This window comes from Vibrio hepatarius (assembly GCF_018860525.1).
In the GTDB taxonomy this organism is placed as follows: domain Bacteria; phylum Pseudomonadota; class Gammaproteobacteria; order Enterobacterales; family Vibrionaceae; genus Vibrio; species Vibrio hepatarius_B.
Genome location: NZ_JAHKPM010000070.1, coordinates 24608 through 39915, shown reverse-complemented (window position 1 = coordinate 39915; position 15308 = coordinate 24608). Strand labels below are relative to the sequence as shown.

At 38.8% G+C, this 15308-nt stretch carries 14 protein-coding genes; 4 read left to right on the top strand and 10 right to left on the bottom strand.

Annotated features, from left to right (window positions below):
* Nucleotides 1-7: 7 nt before the first annotated feature.
* From KO511_RS21635 to KO511_RS21600, 8 genes are all read right to left on the bottom strand, one after another.
* Nucleotides 8-478, bottom strand: a complete 471-nt coding sequence (locus tag KO511_RS21635; RefSeq protein ID WP_215989455.1) for a chemotaxis protein CheW — start codon at nt 476-478, stop codon at nt 8-10.
* Nucleotides 475-1023 carry a chemotaxis protein CheW gene (locus KO511_RS21630; protein WP_215989454.1) on the bottom strand — a complete coding sequence of 183 codons (549 nt, stop codon included), beginning with the start codon at nt 1021-1023 and terminating at the stop codon, nt 475-477. Before KO511_RS21630 ends, KO511_RS21635 begins: the two co-directional genes overlap by 4 nt.
* A gap of 10 nt (nt 1024-1033) precedes the next feature.
* Nucleotides 1034-3112, bottom strand: a complete 2079-nt coding sequence (locus tag KO511_RS21625) for a chemotaxis protein CheA (protein ID WP_215989453.1) — start codon at nt 3110-3112, stop codon at nt 1034-1036.
* Nucleotides 3113-3158: 46 nt separating this feature from the next.
* Nucleotides 3159-3518 carry a response regulator gene (locus tag KO511_RS21620; protein ID WP_215989452.1) on the bottom strand — a complete coding sequence of 120 codons (360 nt, stop codon included), beginning with the start codon at nt 3516-3518 and terminating at the stop codon, nt 3159-3161.
* A 5-nt stretch (nt 3519-3523) separates the two neighbouring features.
* Nucleotides 3524-3805: an STAS domain-containing protein gene (locus KO511_RS21615; RefSeq protein ID WP_215989451.1), complete on the bottom strand. Its 282-nt coding sequence runs from the start codon at nt 3803-3805 to the stop codon at nt 3524-3526.
* 340 nt (nt 3806-4145) lie between these two features.
* On the bottom strand, nt 4146-6140 hold the full coding sequence (locus KO511_RS21610) for a tRNA(Met) cytidine acetyltransferase TmcA (protein ID WP_215989450.1): 1995 nt from the start codon (nt 6138-6140) through the stop codon (nt 4146-4148).
* Between the two features lie 181 nt (nt 6141-6321).
* Nucleotides 6322-7293, bottom strand: a complete 972-nt coding sequence (locus tag KO511_RS21605) for a ParB/RepB/Spo0J family partition protein (RefSeq protein ID WP_215989449.1) — start codon at nt 7291-7293, stop codon at nt 6322-6324.
* A gap of 7 nt (nt 7294-7300) precedes the next feature.
* Complete coding sequence (locus KO511_RS21600; RefSeq protein ID WP_215989448.1) at nt 7301-8518, bottom strand: ParA family protein; 1218 nt, start codon at nt 8516-8518, stop codon at nt 7301-7303.
* 1510 nt (nt 8519-10028) lie between these two features.
* Here KO511_RS21600 and KO511_RS21595 point away from each other — a divergent pair.
* Nucleotides 10029-12002, top strand: coding sequence for a replication initiator protein RctB domain-containing protein (locus tag KO511_RS21595; protein ID WP_215989447.1), 1974 nt, complete (start codon nt 10029-10031; stop codon nt 12000-12002).
* A gap of 406 nt (nt 12003-12408) precedes the next feature.
* Here KO511_RS21595 and KO511_RS21590 read toward each other — a convergent pair whose 3' ends face one another.
* A complete protein-coding gene (locus KO511_RS21590) occupies nt 12409-12711 on the bottom strand; it encodes a hypothetical protein (RefSeq protein WP_215989446.1) in 303 nt (100 codons plus the stop codon).
* Between the two features lie 241 nt (nt 12712-12952).
* Here KO511_RS21590 and KO511_RS21585 point away from each other — a divergent pair, with 241 nt between their 5' ends.
* The 3 genes from KO511_RS21585 to KO511_RS21575 all read left to right on the top strand — a co-directional run bounded on the left by KO511_RS21585 (nt 12953) and on the right by KO511_RS21575 (nt 14306).
* Nucleotides 12953-13150 carry a PA3496 family putative envelope integrity protein gene (locus KO511_RS21585; RefSeq protein WP_215989445.1) on the top strand — a complete coding sequence of 66 codons (198 nt, stop codon included), beginning with the start codon at nt 12953-12955 and terminating at the stop codon, nt 13148-13150.
* Between the two features lie 144 nt (nt 13151-13294).
* Entirely contained in the window at nt 13295-13504 is a 210-nt protein-coding gene (locus KO511_RS21580; RefSeq protein WP_215989444.1) for a DUF3283 family protein, read from the top strand.
* 85 nt (nt 13505-13589) lie between these two features.
* Nucleotides 13590-14306: a YebC/PmpR family DNA-binding transcriptional regulator gene (locus KO511_RS21575; RefSeq protein WP_215989443.1), complete on the top strand. Its 717-nt coding sequence runs from the start codon at nt 13590-13592 to the stop codon at nt 14304-14306.
* Between the two features lie 93 nt (nt 14307-14399).
* On the opposite strand, the gene KO511_RS21570 is transcribed toward KO511_RS21575, so the two are convergent.
* Entirely contained in the window at nt 14400-15281 is an 882-nt protein-coding gene (locus KO511_RS21570) for a DMT family transporter (protein WP_215989442.1), read from the bottom strand.
* Nucleotides 15282-15308: the final 27 nt, after the last annotated feature.

Genomic DNA, 15308 nt, shown 5'->3' with positions numbered 1-15308 from the left:
TGACTTGTTAGGCCAAACTCTGCTCTTTCTGGTCAAGTTCAGCCAACTCTGCCACATCGAACAGAGCCTCAAGTTTTATTAATATCAGGTGACCGTTCTCAACCGATGCAATACCTCGGATGAAGCTATGGTCAACCGACCGCGATACATGTGGTGCTGGTTTTATTTGTTCATCTGTTAGTGGATAAACCTCTGAGACCCCATCAACAATAATGCCTAGCGGATGCATCTGAGCATCGTTGAGTACAATCACAACTGTCGTTGCACTAATCTCTGCTGGTGGCAAACCAAACCGTGATCTCAAATCAACAATCGGTACGTATTCTCCTCGAATTTCTAACACGCCCAGCATATATGATGGAGAGTTGGGTACTTCTCGGACAGCTCCCCAACCGCGTACTTCACGGACATCAAGAATGGGGACGCCATATTCGTCTTCTCCCAAGATAAAGCTGAGAAATTCCTGCGGCATGATCATGACTCTCTCCCCAATACACGATCTATATTAAGTAACTCCTCTGTATTCAGCAGAGACATAACTTGATCGCCAACGTTCAACAACCCTTGTAAATACGGGGTGACTAATGACTCCCCAACACTTGGATACAAATCATTATGCCCTTGACTGACGACATCACTAACCGCATCGACCACCAAGCCCATTAAGCGTTCACTCTCATCTGATTCAAACCGAAGCACAATCACTACGGTACTTGGCAGATATTCACTGTTCCCTACACCAAAACGACATCTTAGGTCGACAACAGGAACAATCATTCCACGTAAATTAATGACACCTTTGACAAATTCAGGTGCATGCGGAATTGGAGTTGGCCTCTCCCAAACACGAATCTCTTCAACATCTTTAATATCAACGCCGTATAGCTCCCTTTCTAATTTAAAGCTTAAGAAATCAGCACTTTCAGATACACCTTCTTCAGTGGCATAATCTAAAGAAACTTGGCCTTGTATTGGCGAAACTTTTTTTGCCGCTAAATCGTGTGTTATTAATTCAGATTCCATTTACCTCTCCTTAAGCCGCAATACCTTTATGGGCAGAGTCAGAGGTTCGTTTTAGAAAGTGTGTTATCAACCCTTGAACATCTATGATCAACGAAACTGAACCATCTCCTAAAATAGTGGCTCCTGAAATGCCTGCAACTTTGTTGTAGTTCGATTCCAAACTCTTGATAACGACTTGTTGTTGATCAAGAAGCTCATCAATAAGTAGCCCTACTCGATTACCTGCCGCTTCAACAAAACAGAGTATTCTCGCGTCAAGAGACCCACTTCGGCCCATTTCTAATTCTTCTTGAAGGCGTAATATGGGGATGTTCTCATCGCGTAACCGATATAGCTCAATCCCTCCAGACGCCAGCTTGATACAGCTTGTATCTATTTGAATAGATTCGACAATGGTCAAAAGTGGAATGATGTATACCTCCCCCCCAACCTTGACTAGCTGCCCATCAAGTATTGCCAGAGTTAACGGCAGGCTTATAGTAAAACTACTACCAACTCCGAGCTTAGACTCAACTTCAATATGCCCACCAAGTTCTTCGATATTTCTCTTAACAACGTCCATTCCCACACCACGGCCTGAAATATCAGAGACTTCCTCCGCAGTTGAAAAGCCGGGAGCAAAAATCAAATTCATGATTTGTTTGTCATTCATATCCTCACGGCGAACTTCTGCTGCCAGTACTCCTTTTTCAGTCGCTTTATTCCACAGTTTTTCACAGTCAAGCCCTGCACCATCATCCTTGATTTCGATCACAATAGAGCCGCCTTGATGAAAAGCATTAAGCTTAATCACACCTTGTGCTGGCTTACCCCGCTCTAAACGAGTATCTGGCTGCTCAATACCATGATCGATGCCGTTTCTCACTAAGTGAACTAATGGATCCACAATACGTTCAAGTACCGTCTTATCTAGTTCTGTCTGCTCACCTTGAATTTGTAAGTCGACCTGCTTATCAAGTCTGCTTGATAAATCACGAACCAGCCTAGGGAAACGGCTAAATGCAAAGCTCATCGGTAACATGCGAATGTTAAGCACATTCTCTTGTAAGTCCTTACTATTTTGAAGCAACTGAGCTAGCCCAACTTTGAGCTTCTCAATTTTATCAATCGTAAAGTCATTGCCTATTTCGGTGAGCATGGACTGAGTAATCACTAACTCTCCAACTAAGTTGATCAAACTATCAACTTTGTCTATGTCGACTCGAATAGAACTCACACTTGATTCAGATTTAGCCGCTTTATTGGTTTTGGGCTCCGACTTGGCAGGGCTAGATATCGATGGTTGGTTGTTAAGCTTAGCTGACTCACTGCTATATTGGATTCCTTCTGTGCTCGTAGTAACTTTTTGACTTGTCGGAACTCTGTCTATGTACAGATCGCATTCATCTTCTACCCACTCAAAAATCTCACGTATAGCCTCTTCTGTCACATCCCCTGATAGTTTAACTGTCCAATTCAAATAACACAGTTCAGCCTCAATTAGATCTAGCTCAGGTAGCGATTTGGTATCAGCAATAATCACACACGAAGTATGTAGATCCTTTAGTTCTCTTAGTATTCTAAGCGGGTCATTGCCACTAAAAAACATTTCAGGATGAGGCTCAAATTTCACCTGCCAATCAGATTGACCAGTTTGAATTAAAGAAGAAGCAGTGGTCTGGGATGATAAAACTGGTGGAGGCTCAATGGGCTCATCGACTAACTCCCCCAATAGCGAATGAAGTTGAGCACTAACTTGATTTTTCAGCTCAATATCGACATCACTTCCTTGCTCATGCCCTTCGAGCATCGCATGAATACAATCGCCACTTTTAAGCAATAGATCTACTGTACTTGCAGTTAGCTCTCGTTGCTGGTTACGGACTAGATCAAGATAAGCTTCTACAGAATGAGTGAACTCACTAATATCAAGTAAATTGAAAGTCGCAGCTCCTCCCTTAATCGAGTGGGCAGCTCGAAATATAGTATTAATTGACTCTTCTTCGACATTGTTAATGTCCAAGTTAAGGAGTACATCTTCTAATACTTCAAGATTTTCACGACATTCTTCGTAAAACATCTTGCGCAATTGTTCCATATCTAAAGCCATAAGCTTTTCCCTTGCCTGATGACGTTGTTTAGTGCAGATATTGTGGTCAAATAACGCGCTTTAGTGTTTTTAATAGCGTTTCTGGATTGAATGGCTTAACCAGCCATCCAGTAGCCCCAGCCGATTTACCCTGCTGTTTTTTTTCAGTACTTGTTTCTGTTGTTAACATTAAAATTGGAGTGAATTTATACTGAGGTTTATCTCTCAAGGCTTTAACTAGCTCAAAACCTCCCATAATGGGCATATTGACATCTGATATCACAACATCAAACTTATGGCTTGCAACCTTAGTAAGTGCATCTCGACCGTCATTTGCTGTTTCTACTTCATAGCCTGCATCACGTAACGTGTGGCTAACCATTTGACGTATTGACACAGAGTCATCTACTGCAAGTATCTTGGTCATAGTGGTTACTCTCCGACTTTCATTGTCCGTTCAAAAACACTACTTAACCCTAACGTCCGAATTCCATCAGTTAAAAGCTCCGTAGGTTTAAGTATTTGAATCTCTATGTGATTTTTTTTTGCAGAAATAAAAAGACAAGAAAGAAGCTGAATGCCGGCCGCATCAACCCGAACAACCTTTTCGGCATTCAGTTCGATGGAGTCTTGGTTAGTAAGCCATTCTTGGTACAGAGTCGTGACATCTAGCACTGTTGAAATGTCTAGAGACTCAGGCAGTAAACAGTTCATGTTTCAACCTTTTTTGTTTTTTATATTTCCTAGCCGTTTATTGAAGCATTACGCCTCATTCAGAGTGTAGAAAGGATTCACTATTTAGCCAACCAAGCCAATGTCAGATATGAATACAAATTCATAAAATTTGCTAGCAATATAAATATAATTACATAACTTTCAATATGTTAAATAGGCATTTTATTTATTAAAAATAACCATATTTTTTGAGAGGGAACTAGTGAATAGTTGTTTCATTTGATTTGTAAGTGAGTTTACACTGTAAATATTTAGTGAGAATATAAAAAAATAGGGGGCAGTGAATTATAACAAAGTAAAATTTACACTGTAAAGAAAGTCACAACTTAATCGATTCAAGCAAAAATTGAATATCCGCTTTGAGTTGTTGTTCCAAGCGTTTTCTGCCCAATATCGAAAACTCCTTACCACACATTTCCCAAGAACGCTGTTGCAGTACTTTACGTACAAGTAGATCTGAAGACTCTCTAACAATATCGGATGACGATAGCATCCAATTAAATAACAACGGAGCGATACTCTCATAACTAGCTCCTCCTAAACAATAATTCATAATCAAGGTTTTGGATTCATGATTTCCGACGGAAGCATTACTCATCACGAATAAAATACGAACAATGTCGATTGCAATATCAGAAAATTGCGTAGTTAGAAGGTAACATATTGATTGATGATTAAGCTCCCTTGCACTCTCTAACCAATCAACTTTACCCTTCACCATTATAATAGAATGACAACCACTTGCTTGATCTCTTTGCGTTCCCATTTTAACTGGCGAAAAACCACTTTTGGCCCAGAACCTGATCAATTCCGCCGTTGCTCCAAAACTAGTAGAAACAAAATCAACATCTGAACTTTGCAAAAATTGAGACAATATTTCGGTGCCAATTCCCGTTCTCTGAATATCAGGGTGTATGGCAATTCGCATAATACGAGTGCTACGTTGACACGCGGCTTGAGAGATCCCTAAGTGATTGGCAAGTGTGACTGGAACCAGATGACCTTTAGGTCTGCGTTGACCACGCTGAATTGATTTAATTAAACTCTCCTCTAATCCACCTTCATTGATTGTCATGATACAGCCAACATATGTATCACTGGAAACCACTGCATAGAGATCTATCTCTTCTTCCTCTAACAATAACATCAAATCGTTAGGCGTTGTTTGGTAGTGAGCATTAACTAGTAAAGCAAACAGCTCTCGCAGTATATGAGGCTGATTAACAAGTTGCTGCTTACTGACCTTTTCTAATCTAACTTCGACCTGTTCGAGAGCCACTAATGTCTTAAGATCTGTATCTAGCAGAAAAGTCTCAAATAACCAATTTTCTAAAGGGTCATTTTCAGCCCAACGAATAGGTTGATTAAGGTGGAAAAAAGCAGTACCTGGCCGAGTCTTCCTAAGCCAGTTTTCAAACTTAATAGTAAATCCTCTACCACACCCTTCATAGCCATGTATTGTAGTAGAGAAAACAGCCCGATTATAAAACTCTACCATCTTCTGTAACATGGGAACTGGGATTGCTGAAGCCTCATCAACAAGTAATAGATCACAATCAGGTTGACCTCTGAGCAGTTCATCAGGTGCAATAAACTCTAATGAAGCATTAGAATTCGAAACTCGTCCTTTCTTGATGATACAATTTTTAACGTGTATTTGGGCATGTTCAAAAACAGGAGTAACTGTTGCAAGGCTCGGTGCTGTAATACAAATTCTTATACTACGCTGATTCATAAGTTCAGCTGCAGCTAACCCTAATGCACTACTTTTACCTCTCCCTCGATCAGCAGTCATGACTAAAGGACGTTTACGATGACCAGTTAAAACTTTATGGATTTTCTTAACAGCCAAACTCTGCTCAGTAAAAGGAACCCCAGTTGATTCGCTAACATTAGGGTGTTTTGTCAGTGGCTTGGATTGCTCAACTTGAATCAATCGACTAAATGCAGTTTCAAGCCAACACTGCCCACATGGTGAGATGGTATTAAATGAGGGTAATATTATGACCAACCCTCCCCCTTTAACACTCCCTGAAGCAGCACAAAATGAATTTGCATCAAATCCTTCGGATAGATAACAAATTAATAAATTGCATTCTTGGCCTAATAGCGTCTTTCCTTGTTTAAAATTGACATAACGTACGCCTGCATCTCTTACTTCACCACCTAACTGGACCGTATCTGAGTAACAATATAAACTTTTTATCATCTCTACTGTGTTGGCTGTCCAGCCAAGATCACCGTGCAAAACTAGACCATATCTATGGTTAGATTTAGCGGCGGATTCTTTTAGGTGTGAAAAATAATCAAGCATAGAAAGTATTATCAATTAGGAATAAAAGAATTATAACAACTATGGTGACAAAATGAGAGTCATGAAACCCCCCCCAATCATTGATGTCCAAATATTGGAGGCCTTTCATAGAGTGACTGTATTAAGAGCAAAACATAAGCTCAAAGTGCAGCTAAAAACATAGGTCTAAACAGGTACTATTTTACTCCAATTTTTTATTAATGAAGCCAATAATTTCTTGCATAAGATCATCATCTATTTTTTTGAGATTAAGAACAAGACCTGACCCTTTACGACTGTAGCTAGCTCGTCCCTTAACAAGTTCAACTTTGCGATTTCCCTGACACTCTTTTGGAGCTAGTTCTTCTATCCACTGTTCGATAGTCTCAGAAACTTCTCTTGTTATACGGGCTACTCCCTGCGCCTTACTCCTCTGCCATACAAAGCCTTCCGTTGAAGCGCATCTACTAAGAACCTGACTTCGATTTGTTTCATTTAGTTCATTAAACTGTTTATGTAACTTGACTATGGTTGGACGGCCAAGATCGGCCACATTAGGATAAGCTTGTAGTAATGATAAAGGTAAGTCGGCAGCTTTTAAGGCCCCACTCACTAAAGCTTCACTACATTGAAACATTTTCGCTAAAGCCTTTTGATCTTCCGCCTCTCCATTATTGAGTTTAGCTTGCATTTCCTTACCTTTTTCATACAAAGATAAAGGCTTGTGGGCATTAGCAACATCAGATAAAAACTTAGCATGCTCACTATTAATATCCTCAGCAACGTAGATAAGAAAGTCTTTATTAGCAAGAATACAAGACATTCGACGACGGCTGCCATCCAACACCTCTATCTTACCGTCCAAACTTTTTCGTCCAACCGCGGGATATTGCTGACCACGTTCTTTTAACGTACTCAATATATCAGATAGAGCATGCTCATTTAGAAAAGACTGCTCCCTAGCATTATCAGCAAATACAATCGTTTCATGTGCAACTGCATCAGCAGGAATTCTTAACAACTCAAAGGTAACAATATCTTCCCCTGCGACTGCAAGTTCAATCACTTGAGCTTGGTCTTTAGCCGCATTCTGTGCTTCTAGTGGACTAGAGACATGGCGTTTGTTCGCTTTTCCAAATAATCTTGCGTTTAAATCTGAAGTTTTAATTGCCATTATTTACTTACCCCTGATTGAGTGATGACCAATTACTATGAAGGACACGTTCAAGCTCTAAAGCACTTTTTTGGACTGCATCTTGCGCTGTAGCTAGTGTTTTTTTACCACCTTCAAAGTCTCCAGTTGTTAAGTCAAACACAGTACTATAAGTATCTGCGCAGGTTTCAAAAGCTCTACTACGAGGTATCGTCGCCATAGTCACTTGATCACCGAGTAAATAATTCATTTCAGTCAGTACTGCCACTTGTTTTTTATTGTCATCTTCAAACATTGTTGGCATCAAACGTACGAATTCAAGCCCTTGCCAATCTTGTGGAAACATTTCATAAACCGTTGGTAAGTGCTGGAAAAAATTCACTGTTGAAGCCCAATCAAGACGTTTAGCTGCACATGGAATAAGCAAAGCATTTGATGCATACATAGCATTCCAGACTAAAGGGTCAACATGTGGCCCTGTATCTATCATTATAATATCAAAGTCATCAGATATTTTATCTATAAGCTTTTCTTTCAATAATTTAACTATATCAAGAGATTGATTTTGCGATAGATTTTGCCAAGCTTCAGCATTAAACATTGCATCTTCAGGAAATGCAGAAACTGTTTTTAAATTCGGGTATTGAGTCGGTAGTAATACGTTTTTGTGTAAAAACTCGTTATCAACATTTACGCCTTCAGGAACATTATCTAGCATCACATCAACCGCAGAATAAATATTGTCATGATCTGTTAGGCTAATTTGCGGGTTAAGAAATAAACGTAATGATCCCTGTGGATCTAAGTCAATCAAACAAATGCGATAGCGCTTATCTAGATTCAATGCTAAACAGGCAGCAAGGTGTACTGCTGTCATTGATTTTCCAGTGCCACCTTTTTGATTCTGTACATTTATAATCCACGGCTTTTTGCCTTGTATATTTTTTCTCTGGTGGAACTTTGGTACTCCAGCAGCATCCATCAACATGTGTGCTTCCTGCAGTGAAATAGAATAATGGTTAGCATTATTTTTCGTGAACTGGTGTCCAGATGCTTCCAACTTACCAATAGCTTCGTCTAACTTTCTCCTTGTTAATCCTGACCGTGTTTCCATTAGAGCTTTAGACATAGCAGGAAAGTGCTCATCACTACGTTCCTCTAAAACGATTTCAATCCGGTCAGCTTGCACCTGAGCTGTTTGCTCTGCTAGGTGAACAAGGCTCTCAATTGTTTGTTCTCTTTTCATTACCACATTCCGCTATAAGTCACTGATTACAATTGTACAACAAAAATAAACAAATACAACAAAATGCTGAACATACATTTATGAATCAAAATCACACTAATAGTATGATATTTACAAACTAGATTAATTAAAGACAAAAACCTGTATGCATCTATTAAAATATTCCTCGATACTTTATGTAAATATAGAAACAGATTAAAAATGTCACAGCGTCACTTATTTACATTGTAAATAGATGATATTTAGAATGCTATATAGCTACGGAACGATTGATAGTTAACCATATCTTACGGCCAGTGTAATTTTGACTTATCGACTCAAAAATCCACTACAAAGGCAATAATAGAAGCTATATCTACTGATATATCTCAATGCTTTTATTAAATATCTTTTTCTTTCTGAAAGCATGATCAAGGAAATACACTTGATCATGCTTTCAGTACAAAATTCGTTCTTGGAACAATGATCAAGAGTTAGTGCAACTGAATAGGAAAATAAAATTTACACTTAATGCTATGATCGTCTTTCGGATCAATGATCAAGTAATATCACACTTCGGAAGAATGAGTATAACTTACTAGATTACGGCTAAACGTAGATGAATAAAGCTATCTGATTAAACGCGATATAGACATAGATATATCCAGAAACAAAACAAACCAGTCAGAGAACAAAAATCATATCTTGATCATGCTTTCGTATACAACTGACTTGAAAGTCAAGTAATAAGCAGAACTTAAAACTATAAAATAAAATTCTCTAGGCTATCCATAGAAAGGATAGGATAGGATATTGTGGATACCTTGATCATAGTTCTAAACAAATTAGGGCAAATAATACGAAATACAGCAGATACAGAAAGATTGACAGCAAAGAACTGTGGATAATATGTGAATATATAATGATCATGCTTTCGATTTTTAATGATCATATATACGTCATTATATTGATCATCGTTTCGCACAAAACTGATCATGCTTCTTTTTAATAATGATCATGGTTTCACACATATCTTGATCATCCTTCCTAATGAGCAAGGTAAATATACCATATAAAACAAAGCATTAGACTTTCATTCTCTACCGGATCATTAGATCATATAATCAATTTAGATCACTTTAATCATTAAGATCAGATTTAAAGAACGATAATAATGGAAAATGTATCTTCAGCCCTATTTAACCTAGCTATTCTGTTTACTAGAACCTGCTAGTTTGAGATTGAGAAAAATACACTATCTCTTATCTTGGGCCTAATGATCCTAAGCTTTCGGCATCTAGATAAACTAACAAGTAGTGGTAGACGCTTAATGCATAAAGATCACTGAAAATAGATCACTTGAATATAAGGTCTGCACTTTGGAGGTACGCCATAACTCTTTCAAGAGTAAGTTAGATACAGGCAGCAAACTAAAAAAAACAACAAGTTTTTTCTTTATTTATAAACTGTTTTTCTCTATTCTTTCGGAATGATATTAAGATTACGGTCTACGTTATACGGATAAATCTCCATGACCTCAAAAGATAAAGTCCTGATTAAATCCCCCAGAAGTCATAAAGACGGGCATATGTTTGAAGTGTCTGACGCTGCTGTTAATTGGATTGAACAGTATCAACATTTTAAAGGAGTGACGAGAAGTATAGTTGAGCTGCTAAATCTTATTTCACTTCAAGGCTTTACAAGCAAAGATGGATTGGTTTCAACGACAGAATTAATTGATGCAACTGATGGGCAGCTTACTCGAGCAGCAATCCAACAACGTTTACGGGCGGCTGTAAACATAGGTCTGTTTCAACAAATACCGGTTCGGTTTGAGCAAGGATTGGCTGGCAAAACGATGCTGCATCGTTTTGTAAATCCAAACCAGTTAATTTCAGTGTTAGGTGCAGCCAGTTTGATGACAGAGTCTGTAAAGCGAAGTGAAAAACAAAAACGTTCTAAAGCACTAGCACAAACACATGTCAATAAACGATTACTGAATGAATATGGATTAAACACTCCACCAGCAATGAAAGATGAGGCGGATCAATTTGTTGTATCTCCGACTAACTGGGCTGGGATTATTGATCAAGCTTTAGCGCCTCCTCGTACCCGTAAACAATATCAAAAGAGCTTAGTGTCTATATCTGGTACTAAAGCTGTCATTGAAACTCGATCTTCTAAGAGTATTATGACTGTGGACGATCTAATGACGCTATTTGCCTTGTTTACTTTAACGGTTCAGTACCATGAACATCATCAAGATGATTATCATATTGACGCAAAACATGCGCCTAACAAAACCCCGTTGTATATTACAGATATCCTCTCTTTGCGTGGGAAGAAGGACAGTGGGCCAGCTCGAGATTCGATTAGAGACAGTATCGATCGAATTGAATTTACAGATTTCCAGCTCCATGAATTAACTGGCAGATGGTTAAGCGAAAATATGCCAGAGGGCTTTAAAAGTGATCGTTTTCGTTTTCTAGCGCGAACTATTACAGCATCTGAGGAAGCTCCAACAGAAGGTGAAGATGGAGAAATTCGAATTAAACCCAATCTCTATATCTTGGTTTGGGAACCTTCTTTTTATGAAGAGTTACTGACGCGTGACTACTTTTTCTTGTTTCCTCCTGAAATCCTTAGGCAGCATACACTTGTTTTCCAGCTTTACAGTTATTTCCGTAGTCGCATGTCACGTCGTCATAGTGATGTGATGTTACTAAGTGCGTTAAATCAAAAATTGGCACGTAACATTGAATGGCGTCGATTCTCAATGGATCTGATCCGTGAACTCAAAAAATTATCTGAAGATCAACAAAGTGATGAGGATATTTTTAAAGTAAATCTTTGGGGTTATCACCTGACCATTTGTCCTGTTGAACAAAGTGGAAAGAATAAAGACTACCAAGTAGATATAAAGTGCGACGCAGATGAAGTGCTACGTTACGCTAGGGCTCGCATGACAAATGCAGGTAAACGTAATATGGCTCCCACTCTCCCTAACCCACTACGTAATGAAATGGTGACTAAGCAGCAACTCGATGAGATGTCCCAGATTATCGACGGTGAGTTTGAACCTATTCAGAGAAAAGAACGCTCCCCTAAAGGTAAACTTGGACGTAGAGTTAAGGTGCGTAAACATTTGGCTGAGATAAATGCTGATGAGATAACCATTACCCTATCCAAATATACCTCTTCTGAGGCTCTGGAACGCTCTGTAACAGCACTATCTGCAATGACAGGGCATTCACACAGTTCAATTCTTGAAGAGTGCAAGGAGCTTATGGAGAAGCTTGATTTTCTTAAAGTAGGGGAAGAGGTTATTCCTTATGAAACGTTGAGCAAACTTATTGAGCTTTACAATAGCCAAAATGACACCAAACACCTTTCTATTGAACGCCTAATAGCAGGGCTTGCGGTGAGAAGGAAAGTTTGTAAGCAGGTGTATAGCGGGCATCTTGATGAAAGTGTTTATCGAGTACTAGATGAAGTTGCAGTGTAAGCTATTGTTTTAATATGCTATTTACACTGAAATGTCTCTAGTTAAAATCATGAGATCATTCATGGATGAATATCAGACATATCTACTACATTCTGCTGACAGTTAACTGACATTTATGGTTCTTACGTTAGTTATTATCTATCGCGAATAGACAACCTTTTGTCCTTTCTGATGAATGAGGGATCTGGATTATCCCTTGTAGATTGGCTCATATTGTTAGATTCATTCTGAATTTTTTGCGAGTTCTTAGAACTCGCTTTTTTTTTGCACTTTTTTCAGAAGCACGATCAAAAATATTCCTTGATCATGCTTTCATATTATGACTAAAGTTGATTAATTTTATTTGCAAGTCCTTCTGCACTGAAGCCAGTGCCATGTATCTCTGGAGGTGATATTCCTCCGGCTCTCACTGCCAAATTTGTTGTGTCATTGATTGTGAATCCCCTATGGGATTTAATATCTTATCGCTAAAGTTGGGAACTTTTATCCATTCCGCATAGTTCGTACCGCCATCGATTTCATTGGTAATTCGCTGTGTACTCTTATTTTTGTGTTCATGAACTTGTAATTTAGAGGATTTTTCGAACAATTTTTTTGTCCGTTTACTTTCTTGAACTGGTTTATGTGCAATGGCTGAAACTCGGTTCGGCCAAAAATCTTTTTGGTAAGTTTTTCGTTTACCCACAAAGTTGAAATTTACTGGACACATGATCAAGAGGTTTTCTTGTTTATGTGTCCAGTAAATTGCCTGCATTAATCTAGAAATACACAGGATATTTTTACGCTAGATGCTTCTATTCGCTTATTTAATTACACTGATTATTAATTGAATTGGTATTTGTCGATTTCAAATAATTAGCTTAATCACCTTATCAGTCTAAACTTCTTAATAAGGGCAGTTAGATTTTTAAAGATCATCTGATCCTAATGTGGTTTGTTCGGAGGTTACAATGTCCATTAATTCCATTGACCATGATGAAATGGCTGAGATCACTGATAAGTGGGATCTTAGTGAGGAAGTTGATTCGCAAAAGCCAACAAGAAATGTTAAATCAGCAGAAGCTCGCCGTCGTATCGAAGCTTTAAAAGAGATCCGGGAGAGTGGTTTAACAATTGAAGAAGCAAAGGAGCTGGGCATATTACATTAATGTCGACTTCAATGATTATCAATATAAGGGTGGCTAAAGCCACCCTTACTTTTTGGTCAAATACCTCAACCACTACAGGCGCTACTTTCATACGCGATTATGTTATAGTCCTAATCATATTGTTACAGATAACTTAGCGGTATAATGTCTATAAACCTATCTACACTCCCAAGCAAAGAAAAAAACAAAATAGAGCTTGATAAGCAAGCATCTTTTCTCGTTTGGAAAATGAGAGAAGCCAAGGCTGGTTCTGAAGGAATAGCTCAGAGTGCTGAGAAGATTAGAGATCCAGATGAGAGAAGCGCTTTTCTCGAATCCGTTGCCAAATATAAGCAAATTATGGGAGTTGCTTAAGGCTTTTTTGCCAATCGAGAAATTGAAATGGTTTTGTTTTTTGCTAAAATCCTCCGCGTTAAATTGACTTAGAGAGAAGATCCCGATGGGAAGAAGTTTTGAAGTGCGCAAAGCCTCGATGGCTAAAACACAAGGCGCAAAAATTAAAGTTTATTCCAAATACGGTAAAGAAATTTACATGTGCGCCAAAAATGGTGGTTCAGATCCAGACATGAATCAGCCATTAAAACATCTCATTGCAAAAGCAAAAAAAGATCAAGTTCCCGCCCATGTTATTGATAAGGCGATTGATAAGGCGTGTGGTGGTGGTGGTGAAGAATATCAACCAGCACGATATGAAGGTTTTTCGCCTGGTGGTGCCAGCGTCATTGTGGATTGTTTAACTGATAACGGTAATCGAACATTCCAAGATGTTCGTCAATGCTTTGTTAAAACGGGAGCTAAGATAGGTTCTCCAGGTACAACTGCCCATATGTTTGATCACCAGGCGGTATTTCAGTTTAAAGGTGAAGACGAAGAGTCGGTACTGGAAGCGCTAATGCTGGCAGATGTTGATGTCACAGACATTGAGCTGGATGAGGGTGTAATTACTGTGTTTGCTCCTCATACTGAGTTCTTTAAAGCAAAAACCGCTCTCAATACGGAATATCCTGAGGTAGTTTTGGATGTTGAGGAGATAACTTTTGTGCCTCAGAACCATACACCAGTTACTGGTGAAGATGCTGAGAAATTCCAAAAGTTCATTGACCTTTTGGATGATTGTGATGATGTTCAGCAGGTATATCATAACGCTACACTTTAAGCTCATCAAAAAAACCAAGTGCTCAGCACTTGGTTTTATTTCCTGTACATGTGTTTTACAGTGTAAACGACATCATTTACTTAATTTGCTCCATTAGGGACAAGGTTTATGTTGTCTTAGAGAAAGTATTATTTGTGGTAACAGTGACATCACTATCATTCCAGCCATGAGACTGTACTGTAAGGAAGTGAATGACTCGCCAAGTAACACTATACCAGAAACAATACCAGCCACTGGATTGGCAATTCCACCAAATGTAAAATCAACGACAGTCATGCGTTGTAGTAACCAAACATACATGCCATACCCCAGCGCTGTATTTAATCCAATCACCCATAATAAACCAACCCCATTGATTACAGAAAAATGGCTGATGACATCAGTATATCGTTCAGGTGAAATGCTAGCATCTACTCCTGCTGCTACTGATAACATACTGCCTCCTATAATCATTTGCCAAGTCAAAACCGTCCACCAATGTATTTTTGTACCGAGAGATTTCGTTAAAGTGCTGCCAATAACAATACACATAATAGCGCATAGCATGGCAGCGAGCCCAACTGGGTTTAATACAATCTGACTGGGAGAAAATAGAAACCAAGCTAGACCAATTAGCGCTGCGCCCGATATACCCTGAATATAATTTGGTTGATGCTTGTGTACTAACCAGTGATATATCATGGCAAATACAGGTACTGATACCATCCCCACACCTGAGATTGCAGACGGTAATGTCAATGCCATAACAAATATTAAGCAAAAGAATGTAGCGATATTAATCAGACCTAGAGTAAAAAGACGAGGTAGGTCTGCACGTAGAGGCATAGATGGCTTAAGCAGTAAAAGCAATAATCCAGCAGGAAGGGCTCTTAAGGCACCCAATAAAAGAGGTGGCCAATCTGTCAACGTATATTGAGTTACAGCATACGTTGTTCCCCAAAAAAAAGCGGGTATCATTGCTAGTAGTATATTCATGACGTTTTATCTTTATGTTAAGATACT